The 26,173-nt window shown below is 32.7% G+C and carries 19 protein-coding genes, 1 tRNA gene, 3 rRNA genes and 3 pseudogenes; 3 read left to right on the top strand and 23 right to left on the bottom strand.

What is annotated here, in order from left to right:
- The first annotated feature begins 72 nt into the window (after nt 1-72).
- Together DJ007_RS08805 and DJ007_RS08810 are read left to right on the top strand one after the other, a co-directional pair.
- Entirely contained in the window at nt 73-942 is an 870-nt protein-coding gene (locus DJ007_RS08805; RefSeq protein ID WP_129409256.1) for a hypothetical protein, read from the top strand.
- Complete coding sequence (locus tag DJ007_RS08810; protein ID WP_206076261.1) at nt 939-1,373, top strand: hypothetical protein; 435 nt, start codon at nt 939-941, stop codon at nt 1,371-1,373. The genes DJ007_RS08805 and DJ007_RS08810 overlap by 4 nt, the downstream gene beginning before the upstream one ends.
- A 210-nt stretch (nt 1,374-1,583) precedes the next feature.
- On the opposite strand, the pseudogene DJ007_RS20810 reads toward DJ007_RS08810, so the two are convergent.
- The 19 genes and pseudogenes from DJ007_RS20810 to DJ007_RS08910 all read right to left on the bottom strand — a co-directional run.
- Nucleotides 1,584-2,965 (bottom strand): annotated as a pseudogene (locus tag DJ007_RS20810) (IS1634 family transposase); the annotation flags it as partial.
- Nucleotides 2,966-2,991: 26 nt separating this feature from the next.
- On the bottom strand, nt 2,992-3,213 hold the full coding sequence (locus tag DJ007_RS08830) for an IS1634 family transposase N-terminal domain-related protein (RefSeq protein WP_129409028.1): 222 nt from the start codon (nt 3,211-3,213) through the stop codon (nt 2,992-2,994).
- Between the two features lie 602 nt (nt 3,214-3,815).
- Nucleotides 3,816-3,929: ribosomal RNA gene (gene rrf, locus DJ007_RS08835) — 5S ribosomal RNA — on the bottom strand.
- A gap of 32 nt (nt 3,930-3,961) precedes the next feature.
- Nucleotides 3,962-6,868, bottom strand: a 23S ribosomal RNA gene (locus tag DJ007_RS08840).
- A 30-nt stretch (nt 6,869-6,898) separates the two neighbouring features.
- A tRNA-Ile gene (locus DJ007_RS08845) sits at nt 6,899-6,975 on the bottom strand.
- 44 nt (nt 6,976-7,019) lie between these two features.
- A 16S ribosomal RNA gene (locus DJ007_RS08850) occupies nt 7,020-8,548 on the bottom strand.
- The 16S, 23S and 5S rRNA genes sit together here with 1 tRNA gene alongside, the layout of an rRNA operon.
- Nucleotides 8,549-8,774: 226 nt before the next feature.
- Nucleotides 8,775-9,803: a potassium channel family protein gene (locus DJ007_RS08855; protein ID WP_129409261.1), complete on the bottom strand. Its 1,029-nt coding sequence runs from the start codon at nt 9,801-9,803 to the stop codon at nt 8,775-8,777.
- Between the two features lie 11 nt (nt 9,804-9,814).
- Nucleotides 9,815-10,039, bottom strand: coding sequence for a hypothetical protein (locus DJ007_RS08860; RefSeq protein WP_129409262.1), 225 nt, complete (start codon nt 10,037-10,039; stop codon nt 9,815-9,817).
- Nucleotides 10,040-10,363: 324 nt separating this feature from the next.
- Nucleotides 10,364-10,537: a hypothetical protein gene (locus DJ007_RS14765; protein WP_165974088.1), complete on the bottom strand. Its 174-nt coding sequence runs from the start codon at nt 10,535-10,537 to the stop codon at nt 10,364-10,366.
- 56 nt (nt 10,538-10,593) lie between these two features.
- The gene (locus DJ007_RS08865; RefSeq protein ID WP_129409263.1) at nt 10,594-11,265 is read right to left on the bottom strand and encodes a hypothetical protein; all 672 of its coding nucleotides are present in this window, start codon (nt 11,263-11,265) and stop codon (nt 10,594-10,596) included.
- Between the two features lie 38 nt (nt 11,266-11,303).
- Complete coding sequence (locus tag DJ007_RS08870; RefSeq protein WP_129409264.1) at nt 11,304-12,656, bottom strand: Eco57I restriction-modification methylase domain-containing protein; 1,353 nt, start codon at nt 12,654-12,656, stop codon at nt 11,304-11,306.
- A gap of 121 nt (nt 12,657-12,777) precedes the next feature.
- Nucleotides 12,778-13,521 (bottom strand): hypothetical protein, encoded by a 744-nt coding sequence (locus DJ007_RS08875; RefSeq protein ID WP_129409265.1) that lies wholly within the window; start codon nt 13,519-13,521, stop codon nt 12,778-12,780.
- A 4-nt stretch (nt 13,522-13,525) separates the two neighbouring features.
- Nucleotides 13,526-15,259, bottom strand: a complete 1,734-nt coding sequence (locus tag DJ007_RS08880) for an NAD+ synthase (protein WP_129409266.1) — start codon at nt 15,257-15,259, stop codon at nt 13,526-13,528.
- 89 nt (nt 15,260-15,348) lie between these two features.
- Nucleotides 15,349-16,344 carry an LVIVD repeat-containing protein gene (locus DJ007_RS08885; RefSeq protein ID WP_129409267.1) on the bottom strand — a complete coding sequence of 332 codons (996 nt, stop codon included), beginning with the start codon at nt 16,342-16,344 and terminating at the stop codon, nt 15,349-15,351.
- A 41-nt stretch (nt 16,345-16,385) separates the two neighbouring features.
- Entirely contained in the window at nt 16,386-18,341 is a 1,956-nt protein-coding gene (locus DJ007_RS08890; RefSeq protein WP_129409268.1) for an outer membrane protein assembly factor BamB family protein, read from the bottom strand.
- Nucleotides 18,342-18,652: 311 nt separating this feature from the next.
- On the bottom strand, nt 18,653-19,087 hold the full coding sequence (locus DJ007_RS08895; protein WP_129409269.1) for a hypothetical protein: 435 nt from the start codon (nt 19,085-19,087) through the stop codon (nt 18,653-18,655).
- A gap of 5 nt (nt 19,088-19,092) precedes the next feature.
- Nucleotides 19,093-19,683: a hypothetical protein gene (locus DJ007_RS08900; RefSeq protein WP_129409270.1), complete on the bottom strand. Its 591-nt coding sequence runs from the start codon at nt 19,681-19,683 to the stop codon at nt 19,093-19,095.
- 88 nt (nt 19,684-19,771) lie between these two features.
- Nucleotides 19,772-20,947, bottom strand: coding sequence for an Ig-like domain-containing protein (locus DJ007_RS08905; RefSeq protein WP_368359680.1), 1,176 nt, complete (start codon nt 20,945-20,947; stop codon nt 19,772-19,774).
- The gene (locus tag DJ007_RS08910; protein ID WP_129409272.1) at nt 20,884-21,960 is read right to left on the bottom strand and encodes a fibronectin type III domain-containing protein; all 1,077 of its coding nucleotides are present in this window, start codon (nt 21,958-21,960) and stop codon (nt 20,884-20,886) included. The genes DJ007_RS08905 and DJ007_RS08910 overlap by 64 nt, the downstream gene beginning before the upstream one ends.
- Nucleotides 21,961-22,169: 209 nt before the next feature.
- On the opposite strand from DJ007_RS08910, the pseudogene DJ007_RS08915 reads away from it, so the two are divergent.
- Nucleotides 22,170-22,867: pseudogene (locus DJ007_RS08915) on the top strand (zinc metallopeptidase).
- A gap of 22 nt (nt 22,868-22,889) precedes the next feature.
- On the opposite strand, the gene DJ007_RS08920 reads toward DJ007_RS08915, so the two are convergent.
- From DJ007_RS08920 to DJ007_RS20255, 4 genes and pseudogenes are all read right to left on the bottom strand, one after another.
- The gene (locus tag DJ007_RS08920) at nt 22,890-23,090 is read right to left on the bottom strand and encodes a hypothetical protein (RefSeq protein WP_129409273.1); all 201 of its coding nucleotides are present in this window, start codon (nt 23,088-23,090) and stop codon (nt 22,890-22,892) included.
- A 71-nt stretch (nt 23,091-23,161) separates the two neighbouring features.
- Nucleotides 23,162-23,419 (bottom strand): hypothetical protein, encoded by a 258-nt coding sequence (locus tag DJ007_RS08925; protein WP_129409274.1) that lies wholly within the window; start codon nt 23,417-23,419, stop codon nt 23,162-23,164.
- A gap of 467 nt (nt 23,420-23,886) precedes the next feature.
- A pseudogene (locus DJ007_RS20250) lies at nt 23,887-24,189 on the bottom strand (helix-turn-helix domain-containing protein); the annotation flags it as partial.
- A 540-nt stretch (nt 24,190-24,729) separates the two neighbouring features.
- The gene (locus DJ007_RS20255; RefSeq protein WP_438268388.1) at nt 24,730-24,882 is read right to left on the bottom strand and encodes a sigma 54-interacting transcriptional regulator; all 153 of its coding nucleotides are present in this window, start codon (nt 24,880-24,882) and stop codon (nt 24,730-24,732) included.
- Nucleotides 24,883-26,173 lie beyond the last annotated feature (1,291 nt).

Here is a 26,173-nt window from a genome sequence, read left to right on the forward strand (position 1 = left end):
TAATTTATGATGCGATATAATTATTAAATTTATGATATAATAATTATGAAAAATTTTATCTGGAGGTGTATTATGAAAAAAGGATTATTGTTATTACTTTTGATTTTAGTATTATCATTATCAGCTTTCGCAAATATCTATGAGGTAATTCCTCAAAATTCGAAAGCTGTAATAGTTTTAAATAATGCAAAAACAGTATATAATGATCTAAAAACTGTCCCAGCATTTGGAAAGATTTTAGATGATCCAACCTATGCTGAAACATTAATTACAGGATTAATCGATGCATATATTCAATCTTTAGATATGAAAAGTGAGGAAGTTTATTCCGGTTTTGAAAAAAATATCGGGATATTCATTATCGAACCAAAAGACAATGAATATGATTTCGGAATTATTCTTGGTCCATTAAACGATGGTAATAAATACATAGAAATTATTAGTAAAGTTATTAACACACTAATCCCTGAAGAAGAGACAAATATCAAATTTAGTTATATCGTTAAAAAAAGTGATTTACAGGATTATTTAGTAATAACCACAAATAAAGAAGCCTATGAAAAATCTAAATTAAATTTCATTCCACAAAAAAGATATAATGAAATTGGAATTTATGAAGAAATAAATACCAGCACATTAAAAGGATATGGTTTCTCACATATTAAAGATGGATATCTATACAGTAAATTTAATTTATTAGTTGATAATGAAATAAAGCCTGCTAAAATTGATATTAATAATGCAAAATTCTTTGGTTTATATTATTCAAAAACAAATTATATACCTAAAAACTTTTCTATTGATTTGAGTAAATTTGGAATTGATTTACCTGCAAACCTGATAACTTCAATATTGGAAAAATCTGAATGGGCAGAACAGACGGAACAGTGCTTTTATCTACAGATGAAGAAACTGGAGATATTAAATCTGATGCGGCAATGAGATTAAAAATAAAAACTAAAAGTTCTTTAGACGAAATAGAAAAACTATTTCCAGAAAATATAAAAAAGGAAAAATTAGGAAAAGATTATATAAAAATATCTGATACTATAAAGGACAAAACAGTTTCATTATATTTCTGGAAAATTTCTGATATATTGTACATTTCAAATTTTGATAAAAATAAATTAGATGAATATGTAAAATCATCAAAAAATTTATCCGAAAATTTATTATATAACGAACTAAAATCCAAAATACCAGAACCTAATGCTGGCATATTCTTCTTTGATTTGAAACCTATTATTTCGTTTTTAAAAGATTATTTTGGAGTAGAAGGATTGGAAGGAGAATTTGGTGGTTTGGCCAGCGCTGTTTCATCAAAAACACCTGAAGGTAAAAACATTATAGAGTTTAACTTTATAATGAAATAGAATATAAATAATACTCACTTAACATGCAACACATATGCTATCATAAACAAAAAAAGCAGCCAAAAAGGCTGCTTTTTTTCCTGAGTTTGACACTATTATTATCAACAAAATTCTAAAAAGTAGAATTATTCAAAAAAATAGCTATTGTTAACTTTTTATAAAAGAGAAATTAGCCACACACCTCCTCCTTTTTGGCTTTTCATGCGTGTTTTAGGAGATTATTTTTTTAAATTCATCTAATTCCATCATTTTTTTCGGTTTTTCTATTTTTAATGTTTTTAATATGGCTTTTTGAAAATCGTTTAAATTGGCTCTTAATGCAAATAATTTGTCTTTTAATCTTATTTCAGAGTATTCCATTTTTTTTATAGCTTCTCTTATTTTTTCATGAGAGTATTCAATATTATTTTTTTCCAGTTCTAATTCTAATGTTCTTTGAATTATGTAAGATATGAAACTCATTACAATATGTCCTTTTATTCTTTTCGGTGTCCAATGAAATACCGGTCTTGTTTCAAGATAATTTTTTAATGTTCTGAATGTTTCTTCTACTTTCCATAATGTATGATATTGTTCTAATATTTCTTTTGGAGATAGTTTTGTGTTTGTTATTATTCCATAGTATCCATCGTATTTTTCATCATTTTCTATTTTTTCTATGTCCAATATATAATTTTGTTTGTTCTGTTCTTTTAAATATTTTTTCGCTCCTCTTTTACTTTTTGAATCTATATTTCCTTCTTCTAACATTTTTTTCGCTTTTTCTATTAATCGTAGTCTATCTGCTCTGTCTTTTTTGGCTCTTTCTTCTGAATATATTATGAGTAATCTTTTATTTTCATATTCTACTTCTCTATATTTTATTCCTTTTGCTATTTCTATGAATTCTCCTTCAAATATATTTACTTTTTTAACTGTTTTATTGATTTTCCTACTATGAATTCATAATTAGAATTTTCTACTACTTCTATATTTTTTTACTCATCATTCCTCTATCTGCTACTACTATTACTTTTCCTAATTGATATTCTTTTTTCATTTTTTCTATTGAATCTTTAAATGTATGCCCTTCAAATGTATTTCCTGCATATATATCAAAACTAACTGGCATTCTATCCTGATCTATTGACATCCCTAATACTACTTGCGACTCATTAAATTTCTTATCCTTTGAATATCCATTTGTAATATTTCATTTGTTTGTTGTGTTTCAAACGCTAATGTTGTTACATCGTAAAATACTAAATCTACCGTTGTATTAAACAAACTTATCCTTTGATTATACATATGTTTTTCTATCGACTCTTTATTATCTGCTAATATATCCAATGTTCTGTATAACCAGTGCAACATTACATCTTTTTCTTCCAGGTCTTTTTCTTTTTAACTTCCACTTTGTTATATCCAAAATACTCTAAATTATTAAATATTCCCAATTTACTCTTCGGTTCTACTATTCTATTCATCACCATTATTTTTAACATTTCTTCTGCATTGTATTTTATTTCTTTATCCAGTCTTTCAAAATATCTTTTCATCTCATATCTTTCAAATATCTTATTTACTATTACTTTGGCTCCGTAATTTCTTCTTGCTATTTCTTCCATTAAATCATCTTCTATTTTTCATATTCATCTATTTCAAATATTTTAAAAAGACTATCTACAAGTTTTGTTATATCTTTTTTACTATACTTATCTATATTTCCAAAATTTATTACTGTATGCTGTTTCACTTTTCCATTTTCTCTTTTGCTTTCCATTATCCTTAAATATCTTTTTCCTTTCACTTTTGATATTTTAGGATACATTTTAAAACATCTCCTTTCAGTGGTTGTCATATATATTATACCACCAAAAGGACTAATATATTACTAATTATAGTTAATTCTCTGTAACAAAAGTTAGCCACACAATTTTTCGACTTCCTGAAAAATACACGCCTCAAACCCGCATTCTACCGTTCCATTTCCCTTAAAATCGCCAAATTGCTGTCAAAGGCAGGAGGAGAATTTGGTGGTTTGGCCAGCGCTGTTTCATCAAAAACACCTGAAGGTAAAAACATTATAGAGTTTAACTTTATAATGAAATAGAATATAAATAATACTCACTTAACATGCAACACATATGCTATCATAAACAAAAAAAGCAGCCAAAAAGGCTGCTTTTTTTAATTATGAAATAATTAATAAATTTTTTTATATTATTATCTTTTATCCTCTTGCTGCTCGCAGAGCTGTCTCTGCTCGTAGAGCTGTTTTTGCTCGCAAAGGGTTTAGGAAAAGTATTTTAATAATAAAATAAAAAAAAAACTTTAAACCTTTCGCTCAGCGAAAGGTTTAAGATAATTAATAAATATAATGAAGGAAATAAATTATAAATGGAATAAAAAAATTAGCATAAAATAAAAACCCCCAGTCAAAAATGACTGGGGGAATAAAAAGAGGGGCGCTACCTACTCTCGCATGGATTTCCCATACTACCATCGGCCCAGATATGCTTAACGGTCGGGTTCGGCATGGATCCGCGTGTTTCCATATCTGGTATCTGCACCCCTCAAACTCATTCACATGTGCATAGTTACTTAATAAGGTCAAGGCCTCGGGCTATTAGTACCGGTCGGCTCAATACATCACTGTACTTACACCTCCGGCCTATCTACGTCCTAGTCTCGAACTGCCCTTACCTCCTAAGAGTGGGAAACCTCATCTCGGGGCCCGTTTCCCGCTTAGATGCTTTCAGCGGTTATCGGTCAGGTACATAGCTACTCAGCTCCTGCTCCTGGCGGAACAGCTGATTCACTAGCGGTACCCTCACACCGGTCCTCTCGTACTAGGTGTGACCCCCTCAAGTTTCCTACGCCCGCAGCAGATAGGGACCGAACTGTCTCACGACGTTCTGAACCCAACTCACGTACCGCTTTAATGGGCGAACAGCCCAACCCTTGGGACCTACTTCAGCCCCAGGATGCGATGAGTCGACATCGAGGTGCCAATCCGCGCCGTCGATATGAACTCTTGAGCGCGATAAGCCTGTTATCCCCGGGGTAACTTTTATCCGTTGATCGACGGCCCTTCCACTCGGATCCGCCGGGTCACTAAGACCGTGTTTCCACCCTGCTCGACCTGTCAGTCTCGCAGTCAGGCAGGCTTTTGCCTTTACACTCTCCTGTGGATTTCCAACCCACATGAGCCTACCTTCGCGCACCTCCGTTACTCTTTAGGAGGCGACCGCCCCAGTCAAACTGCCCACCTAACACTGTCCCATCATTGCTCTTCACAATCAATGGTTAGTAACCCATCATGCTGAGGGTGGTATCCCACCGTCGGCTCCACCTACCCTTGCGAGCAGGTTTCTCCGCCTCCCACCTATCCTGTACACAACATGACAAGTTACAATGTCAGGCTACAGTAAAACTCCACGGGGTCTTTCCGTCTAACTGCGGGTACTGGGCATCTTCACCCAGTCTGTAATTTCACCAGGCCCTCCGCTGAGACAGTGTCCAAATCGTTACGCCATTCATGCAGGTCGGAACTTACCCGACAAGGAATTTCGCTACCTTAGGACCGTTATAGTTACGGCCGCCGTTTACCGGGCTTCGGTTCGTACCTCTCAGCACTCCCCTTAACCTTCCGGCACTGGGCAGGCGTCAGACCCTATACGTCCTCTTTTCGAGTTCGCAGAGTCCTGTGTTTTTGGTAAACAGTCGCCTGGACCTTGTCACTGCGACTCCCCAATGCAGTATTAACCACACCAGAGAGCACCCCTTCTCCGAAGTTACGGGCTATTTTGCCGAGTTCCTTAGCGGAGGTTAGCCTGCTCCCCTTAGCCTTCTCAGCTCGCCCACCTGTGTCGGTTTTCGGAACGGGCATATCTATACCGATAAGCGAGGTTTTTCTTGGCAGCATGGCTGTGACCTCGTTGGACCTACGTCCTCCCCATCACGCTTCAGCCTCCACCGGCGGATTTACCTACCAGCTTCTTCGACCTTTGCGCTTGGATGAGCGTGCCACTTGCTCACGAGGCTTCACCTTCTGCGTCACCCCTCTTATCATAGCAGTATAGATATGGCACAGGATTCTTTACCTGTTTTCCATCGGTTACTCCTTTCGGATTCACCTTAGGTCCCGGCTTACCCTGGGCGGACGACCCTTCCCAGGTACCCTTGGGCTTTCGGGGGAAGGATTCTCACCTTCCTCTCGTTACTCATGCCCACATCCGCTCTTGTGCTTCGTCCAGTAAACCTCACGATTTACCTTCTCCCTACTGCACAATGCTCCCCTACCAATCCGCAGATTCCGCAGCTTCGGAGTATAGCTTCAGCCTCCTTACATTTTCGGCGCAGTCCGCCTCAACCGGTGAGCTGTTACGCACTCTTTTAATGATGGCTGCTTCTAAGCCAACATCCCGGCTGTCTCTGGCAGTCCACTACCTTTCACACTTAGCTATCCCTTCGAGCCCTTAGCTGGCGGTCTGGGCTGTTTCCCTCTCGACCATGGAGCTTTTCCCCACAGTCTGTCTCCCAACCTTTTACTTACGGTATTCGGAGTTTGACAAGTTTCGGAGGTTACCCCCTACGCCTATCAGTGCTCTACCCCGTAAGTAATAGTTGAGGCCGTGCCTACACACGTTTCGGGGAGATCCAGCTATCACCAGGTTCGGTTGGCTTTTCACCCCTATCCACAGGTCATCCGAATGCGTTTCACTGCATACCGGTTCGGGCCTCCATTGCGTTTCACCGCAACTTCACCCTGCCATGGATAGCTCACCTGGCTTCGGGTCTGCATACATTGACTATCCGCCCTCTTCAGGCTCGCTTTCACTTCGGATCCACCTCTCCCGGCTTATCCTCGCCAATGCATGCAATTCGTGGGCACATTAATCAAAAGGCACGCGGTCACTCCTCTCAGAGCTCCCACTTCTTGTAGGCTTACGGTTTCAGGTTCTCTTTCACTCCCTCCCGGGTCCTTTTCACCTTTCCCTCACGGTACTTTTCCGCTATCGGTCGACGGGTAGTATTTAGCCTTGGATGGTGGTCCACCCTGATTCACGCAGGATTCCTCGTGTCCCACGCTACTTGGGATAGTAATCCAGGACTTAGTTTGTATTTCGCCTACGGGACTTTCACCCTCTCCGGTTTGACTTCCCAGTCAATTCGGCTATACAAACTTCCATCCCGAGCCTCGTGCTGTCGGCTCCGATTACTTCCCTCTACCCCAGTTAGGCAACGGCAGCACCCTTTTACACCTAACTGGTTTGGGCTCCTCCCCTTTCGCTCGCCACTACTCAGGGAATCTCTCTTGATTTCTTTTCCTCCGGGTACTAAGATGTTTCCCTTCCCGGGTTCGCCCCAGCTTTCGCTGGCCTTCGGGTTCCCCATTCGGATATCCACGGATCTACGCTCGCTTGCAGCTCCCGTGGCTTTTCGCAGCTTGCCACGTCCTTCTTCGCCTCCCGTCGCCTAGGCATCCTCCGTAAGCCCTTTTTACCTTGACCTTATCTTTCACTATGCACTTGTCAATGAGCTGGTGGGCCCGGGTGGACTCGAACCACCGACCTCACGCTTATCAGGCGTGCGCTCTGACCACCTGAGCTACGAGCCCAACTCCTTCACTACTGAACAGAGACACCCATTTCTTCTCCTTAGAAAGGAGGTGATCCAGGCGCACCTTCCGGTACACCTACCTTGTTACGACTTAGCCCCCTCGCTGACTCCACCCTCAATAACCGGCCTCCTTTCGGTTAGCCTAGCCATCTTCGGGCGTTTCCAACTCGGGTGGCTTGACGGGCGGTGTGTACAAGACCCGGAACGTATTCACCGCAGTGTGGCTGACCTGCGATTACTAGCGATTCCGGCTTCATGTAGTCGGGTTTCAGACTACAATCTGAACTGGGGTAGGGTTTCTGGGATTCGCTCCACCTTTCGGCCTCGCTGCCCTCTGTCCCTACCATTGTAGCGCGTGTGTCGCCCAGGACATAAGGGGCACGATTACCTGACGTCATCCCTCCTTCCTCCGCCTCGTCGGCGGCTGTCCCGTTAGGGTTCCCACCTTTACGTGCTGGCAACTAACGGCAAGGGTTGCGCTCGTTGCGGGACTTAACCCAACACCTCACGGCACGAGCTGACGACGGCCGTGCACCACCTGTATAGGCTCCCCAAACCGAAGTTCAGGGTCCCTACTATCTCTAGTAGGTACCACCTATATGTCAAGCCCTGGTAAGGTCCTTCGCTTAGCTTCGAATTAAACCACACGCTCCACCGCTTGTGCGGGTCCCGTCAATTCCTTTGAGTTTCATCCTTGCGGACGTACTCCCCAGGCGGCCCACTTATCGCCTTAGCTTCAGCACGAACGGTACTACCGCTCACACCTAGTGGGCATCGTTTACGGCTAGGACTACCCGGGTATCTAATCCGGTTTGCTCCCCTAGCTTTCGGCCTCAGCGTCAGGTTTACCCCAGGAGACCGTCTTCACCACCGGCCTTCTTACCTGTATCTACGCATTTCACCGCTACACAGGTAATTCCGTCTCCCTCTAGTAACCTCAAGTCAATCAGTTTCAGACGCATTCCCTGGTTGAGCCAGGACCTTTTACATCTGACTTAATTGACCGCCTACACCCCTTTACGCCCAGTGATTCCGGGCAACGCTCGCCCCTACGTATTACCGCGGCTGCTGGCACGTAGTTAGCCGGGGCTTTTCCTTATCTACCCTCATCAGTCAGCCATTCCCTGCTCACCTTATTGTTCGATAAGTTCAGGAGTTTACGTCCCGAAGGACTTCATCCTCCACGCGGCGTCGCTGGATCAGGGTTTCCCCATTGTCCAATATTCCCACTGCTGCCTCCCGTAGGAGTGGGGCCGTGTCTCAGTCCCCTGTGGCCGGCCACGCTCTCACGCCGGCTACCCGTCGTCGGCTTGGTAGGCTCTTACCCTACCAACTACCTGATGGGTCGCAGGCAGCTCCTCCAGCCATGCCTTGGCACGCTTTCACCTCTCGGTCTCATCCGGTATTAGCCACCGTTTCCAGTGGTTGTCCCGGTCTGGAGGACACTTTCCTACGCGTTACTCACCCGTTCGCCACTAGTACTACTCCCGAAGAGAGCCTCCTCGTTCGACTTGCATGTGTTAAGCACGCCGCCAGCGTTCGCCCTGAGCCAGGATCAAACCCTCCATCCAAGATTTCGAGTTCGATCTCTTCACTCTCGTTTTACTTCCGCTGGGTGTCTCTGTTCACTTGTCAAGGAGCTTCATCCTTCCTTACTCTTCTTTTTCCTCCCGCAGACCTCTTCGTCCGCGTCCGAGTATATATATTACCACCTTTCTTCCTCTTTGTCAACTTACAATACTGTTAATTTCGTTAATCGTTTGTGAATTCATAGCAAATTGGCTAATATTAATGTTTTTAAATTTGCGCCATTATAACAAATCTTCTTAATTTTTCAATATCTTCCTGATCACCTATTACCATTAGTGAATCTTTTGCTTTTATTTTAAAGTTTGATTTAGGATTATATTTTGCTTTTCCATTACGCCTGATTGCCATAACGATAACATCCAGAGTTTTAGATATTTCCAATTCTCCAAATTCCTTTCCAACCATCCAGCTATTTTCCGGAATTCTTATTTCCGCAAAGCCAAATGTTTCTCCAAAATCTACCTGAGTACTTTCTATAAAAGAAAGAACATTTGGTTTAGAAACCATTAATGCCATCCTTTTTCCTGTAATCTCTGGTGGAAGCAGCACATTGTCTACACCAGCATATAATAATTTTCTTACTTCCTCCGAACTTGTTGCACTGGAAACTATATAAAGAGATGGATTTAACGTTTTAGCGGTTAACGATATATAGAGATTATCAACATCACTTGGCAATGTTAATAATACTCCTTTAGCATCATATATTTTTGCTTTTAACAGAATATCCTCCTCTTTAGCATCTCCTATTATATAATTTATATGCTTATATTCTTCTTTTTCCAATAATTTGTTAATCTTTCCTTCATCTTTTTCTATAACTATATATGGTATTTTTGTTCTAATAAATTCGTCAATTATATATTTCCCTGTTTTCCCTCCACCCACTACAATATAATGATTTGTAATTTCTTCAATTCTTTTCATCATTTTAAGAATTCCCCCAATCTTTTTAAAATCACCTTCAACAAATAATGCAGTTAAAGAAGAAATTAAATATAAAACCACAGATATCCCGGAAAATATAAGAATAGCATCAAATATTATTGTAGCATTGGAAATATTTTCAGGCATTCCATAGCCAACAGTAGATAAAGTTATTGCAGTAATATAGAAAGCTTTAAAAAAATCCCATCCTTCAAGGATCATAAAACCTACAATACCTATAAAGAATATCATTATAATTATCAGAACCGAAAAAGTTACCTGTTTAAATATTCGTTTATATTCCTCCATAATATCCTCCCCTAAAAATATGGAACCGTTTTTTTATAATAATTCATCTGATTTTTTAAAAATTTAGTTTTTAAATACTTTTCTAATGGTATTTTTAAATATTTTATTATGGATTCTTCTGTTACTCCAATTTCTGACAATCCATTTTGTACTTTAATATAATCTCCTTTATTTTTTAAGTATTCTTCATTTATAGCTAAAAATATTATTTCTTTTACTCTATAATTATTTTTCAAAATGATATTATCCTTAACACTATTAAAAACAGATAACGGATTTACATGTTTTTTCAGAGAAACTCTCTCGATAGCATTATCATATTCTCCTCTGCTTTTTTATAGTAAATATCATAAAAATCGTTTATGCTAATGTTATTAGAATCCATTTTTATATAACTTAAAAACCTATATATTTCTTTTTCTATCTTTTCTATTGTATATTCATTTATATTGAATTCTTTTAAATATTCTTTTTTAAAAACTCTTTTAATGTTGGCAGCTCTTCAAAAATACTTGTATTCATCCAACCTGATGGTATTCCTTCACTTTTGTATATATCTTTTATTGTCTTCTTTTTAACCCATATATTTGAAATATTATCTTTTCTACCAGCGCTTCAAGCATTAACATATATGTATCCAATAGATCCTTTGTATATATTATATGTTGCAATCTTTCTCCAACTTCACCTTCTTTAATTTGATGTAGTGGGGAACCTTTATAATGAAACTCCAACGGAGATGTGTCTGTATTTTGCTTTTTTATAATTAGAATTAATTTTATAATGTCTATTAATAGCTGTCTTTTTTATTATTTGCTGTTAATCTAGTTGCAATAGGAATTTGCTTTAAATCTCCAACTTCCAGGTCAACACTTCCGGCAACAAATTTATATAAATAAAATGCTAACTTACTATTAAGAAAGCCTAATAATGCATATTTAAAATTTTCATCTTCTGTAAATATACTGCTTCCTTTACAATCAAAAAGAAAATTTTCTGGAAGCAGTCTGAATGTTGGACCTTTTGATGTTGTCATAGAGTAGGTAATTCCGGGTTTAAAATAATATTGTTTGTTTGGCAAACGATTTCCCATATTTTTTAAAAGGTTATAATTATCTTCGTCAAAAGCTATAACCCACCATAAATTACCAAACCATTTATTATAAGGTCCTCCTTTTGCATAAGGAACCCATTTTTTATTGTCTATTTTATGGTTAAAACTTATTTCTTCTCTTGGTACCTGCCAATGATATCTTAAAAATCGTTTATTATCACCCGTTGCTATTCCCTGTCTTACATCTGCATACTTTATCAATTTATCATATTCAAATATTCGTTTCACATCATCGTTTATCCAATAAACAAAAGGAACTCTTGGTATCTTTTTAAATTCATTCTGTTCTTCTTCAAAAACTTTTTCCGAATATTCGTTTTTATACAATTTTTTTATAATTTTTTTCAATTCATATTTTTTACTTTCATATGAAACATCATTAAGATCTATGTATATCCCTTCTGTTTTATATCTTTTGATTTTCTTAAAACATACATGGCTGTATCTACAAGTGCATCTTCAAAAACCCCGCCTAACCCAAAATGAACGAGATTTTCAATATGCATATTTTTAATAATAAATTTCCTTAACTCCTCATAACTGCTTATAAACATGAATGTTTGGGGAGTAATCATTCCAAGTAATCCATCTTCCACTAAAAAGTCATAATTTCTTTTAATAAAACATGCATATAGATTTTTTCTATAATTAAAATATTTTTTGCGTATATGTTTTTTGAGATTTGGTGTATAATCATGTGAATCTGTGTATGGTGGATTGGATATAACAATATCATAATTTAACACCAAAATTTTAAAGAATTTTTTTAATTTATCTATATAGTATTTTTCAAGACGTGTTTTTTCTTCAAATAAGGGAATTATATTCCTTTTCTGGAGATTTAATATCATTTCTCTGGATTTTTTACTTAAAATAATCAAACTACCAAGCTCTTCATATCCTTCAAGTTCTTTTTTTACATTTTCATATACTTTTTTCATTTCTTTATCTTCTATATCCTCTGGTTTTACCATCTCAAAATTTGTAGAAACCAGATTAAAATTCAAATCTTTACTATATCCATCTATCAATGCTTTTATCTTTAAGATAATCTTGGCTATTTCCACAGCTCTTTCATCTATATCCATTCCATATATGTTTTTCTCAATTATATATTTTATATACTGTTCTTTATCGTAACCCTGTTTTTCATAGAATTCTTTTAATCTATCATATACTTTTATTAAAAAATGTCCACTTCCACATGTGGGATCCAAAACTTTTATATCCTCAAGTTTTTTGGTTATATCTTTTTTCTGATATTTTATTTTGTATTTTTCGGCTATTTCAGCATCATCATAAATTTCACAATAATATTTCGTAAGCGTATTATCTACGAGATACTCTACAACCCATTCAGGTGTATAAAATTGCGACTGTTCAAAAAGTTTTGGTCTTTCTTCATTTATATTATAATATTGATACGCCCAACCTAAAATATCTTCTTTATTCCAATCTTTAACTTTTTCAATTTCATTCGTTATTTTATAAAAATCTTTTTCATCTAATTCTATTTCATAGATTTCATCGAAAAGTTCTGGAATATATTTTCTTAATTCAATAAAATCATTATATCCTTTTAAAATCGATTTTTCATTTAACATTTTTAATGCTATTACCTTATTTACATAGTTAAACGTATAATTTTCAATATATTTTTCTCTTTGAATTTCATAATTTTCTGAAAACATTTCTTTTAACATCTCAAAAATCTTTTTATCCACTACATTTTTATTCATAGTTAAAATAGTTTTTTTTGAAAAAATCCAATTTGCTCTAGCTTAAAATCAATAGCATTTCTTATTATTTTTTTACTCTTTGAATTGTATTTTTAAGGTTTTCATACATAATTATCCCCAATTACTTTTCCAGTAAAAATATCCTTAAAATATAATTTTTTTCTTCCCTATTTTCTTCTTCAGCATTCACCATATAATATTCTACAAAATTAGATGTATCCTGATTTTTTACAAATAAATACATATAATCAGAAAGCCTGTATATTTTTTCTATATTATCCAGAAAAAATTTCGTATATTTTGAATTTACTATAATGCTATTTTTTCCTTTAATATTATTTTTAAATTTTTCTGGAATATCCGAAAGTTCAACTCCTTTAATATTTCCAAGAAGAAAATCTGCAAAATATGTATCGTATTCATCATTTAAATCCGTTGGAACTTTATAAAATTCATATACTTTCCCCTGATCTGTAATCATAATATTTTTAATACCTCTTATATAAAAAGATGGAAAGGATATTAATATTGCATTATCTTTTTCTCTTACATTAAAATATCTAAACGCTCTTTCATTAAACACTTTATCCTTATACTTTATAATAAAGTTTGTTTCATCTACTTTTTCTATTTCTACATTTCCCATTTTTGTCTCTACTACTTTATCTTTAGAATATATATTAGTCCATTTTGCCTTTTCAATTTGCAATGTCGGTAATATTTTAAATTCATTTAATACCTTTTCATACTGGTTCCATGCAAGCCATATTACCACATATATACTGAACATTATTGCAAAAATAACCAGAAGAGATTTTGCACCCTTTTTTCTTTCTTCTCTACTCAAAAAATCATTATTCCCCATTTTATTACCTCCAGATTTTATAGCCGTTTGTAATAGGCATTCTTCTATCTTTTCCAAATGCTCTTTGAGTTATCTTTATACCTGGAGCTCCCTGACGTCTTTTATATTCATTTAAATCAACCAATTTTATAACATATTTTACTGTTTCTAAATCATAACCATCTTCTATTATTTCATCTATGCTCATTTCATATTCTATATATCTTTCTAAAATTGCATCTAATATATCATATGGCGGTAATTTGTCCTGATCTGTTTGATCTGGCCTTAATTCGGCTGATGGAGCTTTGGTAAAGATATTTTCAGGAATTATCCACCTTCCTTTAAAATCATTGAAGTATTCAGCTAATTTATATACCTCTGTTTTATAAACATCTTTTATTGGCGACAATCCTCCTGCCATATCCCCATATAATGTAGCATATCCTGTTGCAACCTCACTTTTATTACCTGTTGCAAGAGCAATATAACCAAATTTATTGGAAAATGCCATAACTATTGTTCCTCTAATTCTTGCCTGAATATTTTCTTCTGCTACATTTACAGGCAGGTCTTTAAAAGCAACATTTAGTTCTTTTAATAAACTTTCAAAAGTTCTTCTAATAGGAATTGTTTCTGTTTTTATTCCAAGATGTTTAGCAAGCAATATGGAATCTTCTATACTCCCTCTTGATGAATATTGTGAAGGCATTAATATACCTAAAACATTCTCACTACCAAAGGTATCTGCTGCCAATGCTGCAACAAAGGCAGAATCCATACCGCCGCTTAATCCAAGAACAACCTTTAAAAAACCATTTTTATGTATATAATCTCTAAGTCCTAATTTTAAAGCATTATATATCTCTTCATATTTATCCAGTAATAATACTTTTTTATTTGGTTTTAAAATATCGCTCTTTTTTTCTATTATTTTATCTATCTTTTTTATTTCAACACTATGTGTATCATATATGAGATGTCTTCTTTTACCCTCTCTTAAATTGGCCCTTGTTGAAGATATTGGATCTATATCGATAAACTCTATCTTCTCTTCAAACAATGGCAATGAATGCACTACCTCGCCAAATGGATTAATAACCACACTTCCGCCATCAAATACAATTTCATCCTGTCCTCCTACATGATTTACATATACCAGCCATGTTGATAATTCTGAGGCTCTGGTTTTTAACATTTCCAACCTGCTTTTTGGTTTTTCTTTTGAATATGGAGATGCTGATATATTTATTATTATATGAGCTCCCATTTCAGCTAAATCCACAGCAGGTCCATTGGGTACCCATATATCTTCACAAACGGTAATACCTATTTTTAAACCATTTTTCATTTCAATCAACAATGGATTTTTCCCCGGTGAAAAATATCTTTTTTCGTCAAATACTGAGTAATTTGGTAAATATATTTTATGATATTTTGCTTCTTCCTTTCCATTATATATTACATATGCAGCATTATATGCATCAACCTCAAAATCGAGGTTTCCCATAACGGAAATTGTATTTTTATTCTTTGAATACTCTATATAATCATTCAAATATTCTCTTGAGTCACTTAAAAAACCCGTTTTTAAAACAAGGTCTTCTGGCGGATATCCAGTTAGGAATAATTCTGGAAATACCAATATATCAGCTTTTTCTTTTTCTGATATATCCAGTGCTTTTTTTGCCTTTTCGAGATTTCCCTTTAAATTACCAACGTGTGCATTTAACTGTGCCAATCCTATTCTCAATCGCATTTTCATCACTCCATTTTTTTATTTTTGTTATTTTTATTATAGCATAATTTAACTTTAAATGAAAAATCCCCGTTTCCGGGGACAAATTATTATTCGCTGTATATTCCACCAATATTTATTACATCATTACCATAACTACCTACTTCTTTTTCTCCAGATTCGTCAAGAACTCTTAATCCACCACTTTTTGCGGCAACATATATATATTTATCATTTACAAAAACATCCGTTGGGTCTCCAGAGCCTACTGAAATAAACCTTTCCTCATACATATTTTCTGGATAAACCGCATTTATTACGGAGATACCTTTACTATTTGAACTATTATTTGCTACATATAGTTTATTATTGTACCAATAAATTGCAACCGCATTTGTATCATCGTCTTTATACTTTAATCTACTTATATATGCTGGATTTTCCGGATTCGAAATATCCATTACAACCACACCACTGGCACCACAGGTTATAAAAGCGTAACTATCATTAACTACAATATCTGTAGGATTCATAATCTCATTTGTATATGACGCTGCTAAAGTTGGGCTATTGTTATTTGATATATCATATACTACCAGACCGTTTGTTTTATCCACAATATATGCATAATTACCTTCTACATCTATCGCTTTTACTTCTGCACTTAAATCTGTTGCTACTGTAGCAGCTAGTGTAATACTTTGTGGATCGGATACATCATAAATTATCAATCTACTTGCATCTTTACTTAAAGCATATACATAATTTCCTTCTTTATCAAGATTTACTAAATTTTTTGCTATTGTTGCATTATTGCTTATTTCGCTTAAATTTGTTGGTGATGCATCATAGATATAAAAACCTTCATCCCTTGCAATATATGCATATGTTCCATCAATAATTATCGTAGCATTAGAAGTTATATTTTTTGAATTTATCTCTTCTGGATCCTCTTTATCGCTTATATCCACACTATATATATTATCCGAACTACCACTTACAATCAATGGAAGTTGTGTTACAAATGTATAGATATCACTGGTGGTACTTGCTCCATAAGTATCCTCGGCTACAACTTTCCAATAATATGTTTTTCCATATTTCAATGCTGATTTTGTGAGTATAGTAGAATTACTTGTAGTTGTTCCTAAAAGAGAAAGGTTATCTTCACTATCCCTTTATAAATATAATAGGTTAAAGTATCATTATCATAATCTCTTCCATTCCATTTTAGAGTAAGATCTTCTTCTGGAGCTATTTTTAACTTACCATTTTCTGGATTTAAATTATATGGCTTTAGTGGTGCTCTGTTTCCTCCTGTATGCATGGAATTTTTCTGGAATACTGGCCATTTTCCTGAATATATTCCACTGTTCTCAGAATCATAAATTATATACAAATTACCATCTGTTGAGCCAGCATATATTGAACCATCTTTTGCAATTTCTATATTGCCTCTTATTGGTTCATCTGAAGATGTACTAAATATCCATCTTACATTCCCCGATGAATCTAAAGCATAAACTTTACCTAATACAGGAACATATATTAATTCATTACCAACATTATCTTCTCCAATAGCTGGAACACCTGAGATCTCTATACCAAAATTCTTTATTAATTCATTTCTTTTATACAATTTACCTGTAGTTGTTACAAAATATACATTTTCACCAATAAGTGGAGAAATTCTTATATATTCTTCTGTATCCAATAATTCTGTTTTTGTTCCATCTGTAAGATCTACTTCATATATTTTTCCACTCAATGTTGCAAAATACAATTTCTTATTTTCATTATCTATAGCAGGACTTGTAACGATCTTTTCATTATCTACACTAATTGGAAAGCCTGTTAAATCCTCCAGTGTACTATTGTTCCACTTTAATCCATAGAGGTTGCCATCATATGAACCAAAATATATATTACCGCTATTATCAATTGCTACACTTGATTTTATTTTTTTATCCTTAGTTACATATGTTGTTATTTCTTCACCATTTTCTTTATCTATTACATGTAATATTCCATCATTATCGCCAATATATAATCTACCCTGCCCATCAATTGCTGGTGATGTATAAACAGGAACACCTACAATAAATTCCCATTTTTCCTCCAGATTCTCTCCATCAAACTCATAAGCATAAACCTTACCTTCCAATGTGGCAAAATACACTGTATTATTATTATCGAGCGTTGGAATAGTTGTTACTGGTGAATCAATAATAACCTCTGCAATTGCAGATTCACCTGGATTAGTTGCATTATAAACATATAATTTTCCTTCATTCTCTCCATAATCAGAGGTAAAGAATAAATACCCATCTTCAGAAATAACTAATCCTTTTCTTATTGGATTATTTACACTAATTTTATCTTTTTGCCCTCCGTCTCTAAATCCTTTTGTTGTAAATGACCAAATCTCAGAGGCTACTTCATCATTTCCATCACTTACTTTTACTTTCCAATAATATGTTGTACCTTCCTCCAGTGTACCTTTATAAGTATAACTTTTATCTCCATCTGGTTTAACCCCATCTAAAATATCAAATGAGTTCTGGTTGGTACCTAGATAAAAAGAATAAGTCATATCATCATTATCAAGATCTGTTGCTTCCCAGGAAAATTTAACTCCTGTAGTATCTTCCGATTTCTTGCCATTAGTTGGTGTAGTTAATTCAATTTCTGGTGCTCTATTCTTATTTAGCACTTTAATTGTAAAGGTTAATTGTGTTGGATTATTAATATGTTCTTCATCCCATGCTTCAATTACAACATTAAATGTTTTTGAACCTTCTGCAGTTGTAACTGTATCATAATCTGCATAATAAATAAATGTTGAACCTTCTGTTATTCCACCTATTTCATTATTTTCCCCTAAACTAAAGGTTATAGAATCACCTTCTGGATCAGTAATATAGTCTGGAAGATATATAGAAAATGTTGAGCCTTCTGTTATTTCTTGTGTCTCTATTTGCGTTACAACCGGTTTAAGATTTGATACACCTTCTGTTGTAAATGAAAATAAATCACTTAAAGATGTTGCTCCTCGACTATCTGTTACTAAAATTTGCCAATAATATGTTTTAGTTTTATCCAACTTATCATAAACCTGACTTAAATCATATGAATATTCAAAATCTGATTTATTTAAAAATTCTGTTGTTGCAATTGGAGATAAAGATGATGTTGTTTCACCAAAATAAAGGATATAAGATAATTTATCTCCATCTTTATCATTTGAATACCATTTTAATATCGGTTGAATAGAAACTTCTGTATCTCCACTTTTTGGGTCAACTGCTATAGGACTTAATGGAACATTGTTCGGTACTGATTTACCAAAATTAGCTGATAATGTTGTAAAATCTTTTAAATCTATCTTTTGTATTTCTTCTTCATAAGACGTATCTATAATGTCTTCCCAACCATCTTTTTTGAAAAGGTTATAAGATGGTGCAATATCATAAGATTCTTTATATTCAGCATCCCTTCTTCCAACCCATTATATTGAGAAAACAGTACTACATCATCTAAATCGACTATTCCATCTTCATTGAAATCTCCTAATAATTTTGGTTCTTTTAATTTTATCTGACCATCATAAAATTTAACATTTACATTTTCACCAGAGGCATTTAAAATTTTGCTTTTTTCTTCACCAGCTTCATCTTTAATAAAATAAATATCTGATATTCCTTTATTCCCTTTACCTTTAACATATATTTTTATTATATCTTCATCATTAATACTTACTTCTTCATCTGTCATCACATTAATTAAAAGTGTCCCTTTATCATTATTCGGAGTAATTGATATATTTTTTGCTCCATTAATACTATTCAAAAGAACTACACCATTATTCCTCTATCAATATCAATTTCAAAAACATCTTTGTTAAATCCAATTTCCAAATATAGTGTTTTTATATTATTCACATCTTTGGCATGTATAATTATTTCATCATATCCATCTTTATTCATTATATTATCCATTATGGATACTCCAGATTGTATTTTACCCTCAGCTACCCTAGTTATTTCCTCTTTATCTATATCTATAACTTTAAATGAAGAAAAATTCGTATTATTATATGCATAAAGAATTTCATTACTTTCAAACCCTTTTTTACCCTTTTTAGCAATCATTAATCTTTTTTTTCCATCTTTTTCATAAAACAAATGCAAAGTATTATTTGAAAATTTGAAATTGCCTTCATTTATGTTTTTTTCAAATTCAAATTCGATACCGTTAATTTCACTTTGTGTTTTAACCACCATACCATTTTCATTTTTTTCTGTTTTGATATATTTGGATAAATCAATTGTTGCGGTATCAGTTTTTAAATTATTCACTATCTTATTTTCTTTTGTTAAACAACCGTTTAGCAATAATATTATAGTGACAAGCAAAAATATGATTATAAACTTTTTACTTTTCATCAAATAGCCTCCTTTCAATTTATTATTACTTTACCAGTATCGGTATAATCAAATTTTATAGTTTCTGTTTCATCCTCACCTATTAACCTCACCCCTCAGCACTTTTAAAGAAAATTATACTGGTACCTATTTTTTTTGCTTTAAAATACAATTTAATAATATCTCCTTCTAAAATTGTTACATTAGCTCCTTTAGAAAATGCTATATTAATCACTATTGATTTTTTATCCGGAGAATATTCTTTTACTTCAACATCTTCAAAAAAAACTGGTATATTCTTTCTCAAAAAATCGACGCCTGAACTTGCCTGTGTTTCATCTATTTCTATATATTGAGGATTATATACTATTTCAATATTTTTTAATCCATTTACAGAATATAAATCTTTTGTAGAAATTGTTGCTACTCCAGTTTCACCATTTTTTAATTCCAAATCACTTATTTCTATAATAGCAGGTTTTTCTTCAGTGGTAAAGCTTACTATATCGCTTATTGATGTAGCTCCAAAGCTATCTTTAGCCTCTACCTTTATATAATATGTTGTTAAATAATCTAAAGTACTTTCTAATGTATAATTATTTTGTTTATAATTTTCAATTATTAAAGCATCTTCAGAATTATTTTCTACCTTTTCCTTAGAAGGTGAAAGATAAATTGAGTATGTAATATCTTCATCATTATCTAAATCTATACATTCCCATTCAAACTTGAGGTTAGAAATCGGTATATTTTTACTATTATTATAAGGATATTTTATTGTTGGTTTCTCTGGTGGGCGATTTTTGTTGAGCACTGTAATAGTAAATGTTGAATCTGCTTTTTCAAGTCCATCCGTCACTCTTATGGTTACATCATATTCTCCTGCTGAATCATAATCTGCATAATATTGATATATTGTCGCATCTTCTGTTGTAACAACTATTGTTCCAGGACCTGATATTAACATAAAGGATAATTCATCATTATCCTTATCTGTCGCTAATTCGTTAAGATTTATTGTTAATGTTGAATCTTCTGATATTTCCTGATCATCTATATTTAATTCTGGTTTGTTGTTATCTATTGATTTTGTTTTAAATTGGAAAATATCTGATTCTGTTGAATCATTATATTCATCTGTTGCTATTACCTTCCAGTAATATGTTGTGTTGATATATAATGTTGAGTTATATTCATCTTCCTCTGAATGACTTAATACCTTTACGCTTTCATCTTTATTTTCAACCTTTGTTTTATCATCACTAATATATAGATCATAATAAATATTATCCCATCAATATCATAGGCTTTCCAACTAAGTTTAATATCTAATTCAACATCTGTAGCATTATTAGACGGAGAAAAGGATGTAAAAACTGGCTCATTATTAATAGTGGTTTCAGGTTTTACCTCTGAATAATTTGAAACAGCTATAATGTCATCATTTTCCTCCTGTATTGCTCTGATTTTGTATGAATATGTAGTTTTTCTTTTTAATTTCGTATCGATATATGATAATTCTTCTACTGTTTTTAAGAGGCTAAAATCATCTTCTGTTTCTTCTTTTCTATATATTTCATAAGATGTGGCGTTTTTTATTTCTGACCAATTTAATTGTATTGTATCTGTTGATACATTTGATATGTTAAGCTCAGGTGTATCGAGTAATATATCTGGATCAGTTGTATAAAAGGTTATTTCTTCGCCTTTTGTTGTGTCATATCCATCGCTTACATCTATCCTCAATTTATATGTTTTGGAATGTTTTAAATCTATATTATACTCTGTATCTGTGCTTTTTTCAGAATATAATAATACATCGTTTTTATCTTTTATAAATATTGTATATTCAAGCTCATCATTATCCTTGTCTATCGATTTATTCCATATTATTTTTAAATTTTTTGGTTTTACTGTACTATTATTTTCAGGTGAAATAATCGTAACTGGAGAAGGTAGCCTATTTGGTATTTCTATAGTTTTTTCTACAGGATCTGAAATAAAATTATTTTTATAATATATAATCTGATATATATAAGTTTGATGCGGATCAAAATCATAATCCGCATATTTAGTAGTCTCATTAGAATTTATAATTTTTAATAATTTATAATTTTCATCATTTTTATTTCTTTTATATATTTCATATTTTTCAGCCGAAGTGATTTTATTCCATGATAATTCTATAAAATCATTTTTAAAACTAATTTTTAAATCTACTTTTTCATTAGTTGATTGAAAAACACACGACGTAAAAATTACTGTTAATGCGAAAATTATCAATATTAATTTTTTCATATTTTTATATCACCTCCAAATTCTCCACTTTATTTTATCGCCTCTTTTTTAAACTTTCTTTAATAAAACGGTTAATTTTTTTATTTACAAAAAAAATTTTAAACGTATTAGTTTTTAAGAATATTTTAAGCTTTTGTAGTATAATAAGTTTGAACATTCTCTCTTTTAAAATGTCTAAAGAAGAGAAAATCAATGGAGGTGGTAGATAGATGTTCTTTTATCCATTCTGGTTTGATCCAACATTCATTATACTATTACCAGGTTTAATTCTTTCTTTAATTGCTCAGATGTCGGTTCAAAGTACTTTCTCAAAATATTCGAAGGTTATATCCTCTACTGGAGAAACCGGTGCGGAATTTGCCAGAAGAATGTTGAGCTCTCTGGGTTATATGATGTAAGGGTTGAAGCGGTTTCTGGATTTTTAACTGATCATTATGATCCAAGAAATAAGGTTTTACGATTATCCGCTGCTACCTACTCAAGCAGATCAGTTGCAGCATTAGGTGTAGTAGCTCATGAAGTCGGCCATGCCATGCAACATCAGGAAAAGTATTTACCTCTGGTTTTAAGGAACTTTTCTGTCCCATTTGCATCAATTGGTTCTAATTTATCGTGGATAATATTTATAATCGGATTTTTATTTTATAGTCAAGCCTTAATTCAATTGGGAATTTTATTATTCTCTTTTGCTGTTTTGTTTACATTAATTACACTTCCAGTTGAGTTTAATGCCAGTGCAAGAGCTATAAAAACATTGCCTTTAATGGGAATGCCAACATCCGAAGTTGTTCACGTAAAAAAGGTTTTAGGAGCTGCCGCTATGACATATGTAGCCTCTGCAGCTATGGCAATATTACAACTTTTGAGAATGATAATGATTGCCGGTATGTTTGGCGATAGAGATTAAAAAAGTCCCACCCGGGACTTTTTTAATTTATATTTTCTATTTCTTTTTGAGCTTTATTTAAAGCTTCTTCAGGAGTTAATAATCCTTTTAATGCCATAGTTATATATCTTCTCATTACTTCAGAAAACTTATTATATTCTATTAATGATGGTCTGTTAATAACGTTTTCTAATTCAATTAGTTTATATTTATTATCAATTTTGTTACTATACTCTTTATGCATACTTTTATAAATAGGTATTTCATTATCAAATTGATAAAAAAATTCTTTTCTCGTTAAAATTTTTAAAGCCTTTATTGCTTCACCAATGTTTTTGTATTTCTTAAAATTGCTAATCCCTGAAAACCGCTTACTGACACAGTTTTTCTTTTTTTAGATATTTCATTGGACACCGGTATTAGTTCCAAACTTCCTTTGTTAACTATTTTGGAATATCTTGGATCATTCATATATCTTGATTGATATGTCCAATTAGTTGTAAATGCAGCATCTCCATTGATAAATATATTTAAAACATCATCTTCTTTAAATTCCAAAGATAATGGATTCATTAATCCTTCATCTAAAAGACTTTCATATACTTTAATGCTTTTAATGATTCTTTGCTATTTACATTTAAACGTCCATTATTGTAGTATCCCCCGCAAAAGCACCTAATATCCATGTGAATTCACACATTAGTACTTCTTCATTGGTCCATGAATCGACTATAGGATAGTCAAGAATCCCTTTCTCTTTAATAATTTTGCTTGATATTTCATTTCTTCTAAAGTTTTGGTGGTTCTTTAAAACCTGCTTTTTCAATATTTCATTATTTACAAAAAAATGTTGTATATTAACCAGATACGGAAATGCATATATTTTCCGTTATATTTAAATTGATTCAATATATAATCGGGTATATCCTCAAAGATTGTTTTATCTATTAAATCATCTAAAGGCAATATCATATTATTACTGCCAATTCTGGTATCCAGATCAAATCAACTAAAGCTATATCATAAAAGGATCTTTAGAATTAACTGAAACACTGATATTTCATACATGTCTTCATAAAATTTAAATGTAACGAATATATTTTTGCTTTTTGTGAATTAATATAATTAATTAGATCTTCAGGTTGATAACCAGCTTGATACATATAGGAAATTAACCCTAATAATATATTTGTAATTAAAATAATTATCACTAAAATAATATGCTTTTTTATTATTTGATTTTTCATAATTCCCCCTGAGACTTTTATATTTTTTAATTTATATTGTAATGTTCTTAATCCTATTCCTAATGCTTTAGCAGTCTTAGTTTTGTTCCCTGAATATTTTTCTAAGGTTTAAATATTAACTCTCTTCCATTTCTTCTAAAGTCATAGTAGGAATAAAATCATTGTCAGACCTATGATTTTCAACATTTTCAATAATATTTCTATATCAGATTTTTATTTCTTTTTGAGTGTCAATATAATAAATAATCTTTCAACAAAGTTTCTAATTTCTCTAATATTCCGGGCCAATCATACAACATCAATGTATTATATGCATCCCTTGAAAAATTTATCTTAGGCTTATTATATTTTACTGAGTATCTTTGTTAAAAATTCTATAAATATTGGTATGTCTTCTCTTCTTTCTCTAATTGGCGGAATATTGATATTAATAACATTAAGTCTATAAAATAAGTCCATTCTAAAATTACCTTTTTAACCTCTTCCTCTAAATTCCTGTTTGTAGCTGCAATAACTCTTACATCTACATTAATTTCTTTGTTCCCCTACTCTTCTATTGTTCCATTCTCTAAACTCTCATAATTTACTTTGTATTTCTAAAGGTAATTCACCAACTTCATCGAGAAAATAGTTCCATTATCGCCAATTCAAATTTACCAGGTTTGATTTCTCCGCACCAGTAAATGCTCCTTTTTCATATCCAAATAATTCGGATTCAACTAATCCTTTGGTATAGCGGCACAATTTACTATTATAACGGATTATCCTTTCTTTTACTAATCTTTGAATATATCTGGTAAAAACCTCTTTCCAACACTGTTTCTCCTGTTATCAAAATATTTGCATCTGTTCTATAACCTTATTAACTATATATATATGTTTTCATAATTTCAGATTGCCTATTACAAAATCTTCCTTATATTTCTTGAACTATATACTTCAGCCTTTCGTTTTCTTTTCCAATTTATTTCTTCATAGGCCTTTTCTATATAACATCAATCTCTTTAAATCTATGGTTTTTAATGAAATCAAATGCTCCGCTTTTCATAGAATAAACTGCGTCTTGAACATCTCCAAACTGTCATTATATTACCTTTAAATAAGGATTGATTTTAATATATTCGCTGATTTTTCTGTCCTTTACCATCTGGAAGTATCATATCGAGCAATGCTATATCGTATTGATTAGTTCTTTAACACTTTTAAATCATATACCATATCAACATCATATTTTTCTTTTCCAAAATTTTTAATATATATGCACTATTTTTATCATTTCAACTATTAATATTTTTCCCATATTACTCCTTCCTTAAATTCCAATATTACTTTGTACCTTCTTTTGAACTTTCTATTTTATATCCCCGTTTAATTCTTTTACTATAATGAACAATAAAAAAACCTATGCCATTTCCATATTTTTCGTTGTAAAAGCTTAACAAAAAGATTATCTTTATATTCTTCAGGAATACCCTTACCATTATCCGATATAATAACAACAATATTTTATCTTTCTTAATACATCTATTTTAATTTTTTATTCCCTCTTATTTTCCAATTCTTCTACTGCATTATTGATTATATTGTAGAACAATTGATTCAATCTTTGAGAATTAACTCTTAATAGTATATTTTCCTTCGAATCAAAATCCACTTCAATAGAATTTCCAATATTTTATACTTAATAGATTTATATCTGAGAAATAACGCTATATATTAATCTCTTACTTCCGATTCGATAATTGCCGTGAGAAAGTCATCAACTATAGTATCTATTGTTTAATTGTTCATATCAAATCACTAATTTCCTCTATCTTTTATTATCTCCAAATCCATTTTTAATATTGTAATTCAGATACATGAATTTAAAGGATTCGTATTATGTGCTGCTATACGACAAACTTTCCTTTCACTAATTTTCATTAATGAATATAATCATTCATTCTTTTTCCAGCGAAATATCTATATTAATTAATAATGCTTTGTCCAGGAATTTACTATCTCAATAAGCTTCTGCTCACCATTATATTAAAGAATATATTTATTTTAGAATTTTTAATTCCTCTTCACCTATTTCATC

This window comes from Marinitoga lauensis (genome assembly GCF_004135675.1).
Classification (GTDB): Bacteria; Thermotogota; Thermotogae; order Petrotogales; family Petrotogaceae; genus Marinitoga; species Marinitoga lauensis.

What these genes read in the sequence shown, in the direction of transcription:
- DJ007_RS08805 (WP_129409256.1), top strand. Translation starts at nt 73, where the DNA reads ATGAAAAAAGGATTATTGTTATTACTTTTGATTTTAGTATTATCATTA.
- DJ007_RS08810 (WP_206076261.1), top strand. Translation starts at nt 939, where the DNA reads ATGAGATTAAAAATAAAAACTAAAAGTTCTTTAGACGAAATAGAAAAA.
- DJ007_RS08830 (WP_129409028.1), bottom strand. Translation starts at nt 3,213, where the DNA reads ATGACAACCACTGAAAGGAGATGTTTTAAAATGTATCCTAAAATATCA.
- DJ007_RS08855 (WP_129409261.1), bottom strand. Translation starts at nt 9,803, where the DNA reads ATGGAGGAATATAAACGAATATTTAAACAGGTAACTTTTTCGGTTCTG.
- DJ007_RS08870 (WP_129409264.1), bottom strand. Translation starts at nt 12,656, where the DNA reads ATGAATAAAAATGTAGTGGATAAAAAGATTTTTGAGATGTTAAAAGAA.
- DJ007_RS08875 (WP_129409265.1), bottom strand. Translation starts at nt 13,521, where the DNA reads ATGGGGAATAATGATTTTTTGAGTAGAGAAGAAAGAAAAAAGGGTGCA.
- DJ007_RS08880 (WP_129409266.1), bottom strand. Translation starts at nt 15,259, where the DNA reads ATGCGATTGAGAATAGGATTGGCACAGTTAAATGCACACGTTGGTAAT.
- DJ007_RS08900 (WP_129409270.1), bottom strand. Translation starts at nt 19,683, where the DNA reads ATGAAAAGTAAAAAGTTTATAATCATATTTTTGCTTGTCACTATAATA.
- DJ007_RS08910 (WP_129409272.1), bottom strand. Translation starts at nt 21,960, where the DNA reads ATGAAAAAATTAATATTGATAATTTTCGCATTAACAGTAATTTTTACG.
- DJ007_RS08920 (WP_129409273.1), bottom strand. Translation starts at nt 23,090, where the DNA reads ATGCATAAAGAGTATAGTAACAAAATTGATAATAAATATAAACTAATT.
- DJ007_RS08925 (WP_129409274.1), bottom strand. Translation starts at nt 23,419, where the DNA reads ATGAATCCATTATCTTTGGAATTTAAAGAAGATGATGTTTTAAATATA.